The sequence below is a fragment of the Streptomyces sp. SID3343 genome, from assembly GCF_009865215.1.
GTDB lineage: Bacteria > Actinomycetota > Actinomycetes > Streptomycetales > Streptomycetaceae > Embleya.
Genome location: NZ_WWJX01000682.1, coordinates 1 through 223 on the forward strand (window position 1 = coordinate 1; position 223 = coordinate 223).

Below are 223 nucleotides of genomic sequence, written 5' to 3' on the forward strand. Positions count from 1 at the left end.
GGCCACACCCGTGGCCACGCCGCCCGCCGCCGCGCCCAAGGGCGGCAAGAAGCCGCGCTACGACGGCGCCACCGCCATGGTCGTGCCGGTACCGACGCTCAAGCGCGATACCGCCGCCGAAGCGGTCGAGGAGGACCGCGAGGAGGACGTACCGGCGCCGGCGCCGGCGAGCACCGACGCGCCCACCGAGGTGGTCCGGAACCCGCCCGCACCGCCGACCCCG

The 223-nt window shown here is 78.0% G+C and carries 1 pseudogene; it reads left to right on the forward strand.

The window, feature by feature from the left end:
* A pseudogene (locus GT354_RS20815) lies at positions 1–223 on the forward strand (hypothetical protein); the annotation flags it as partial.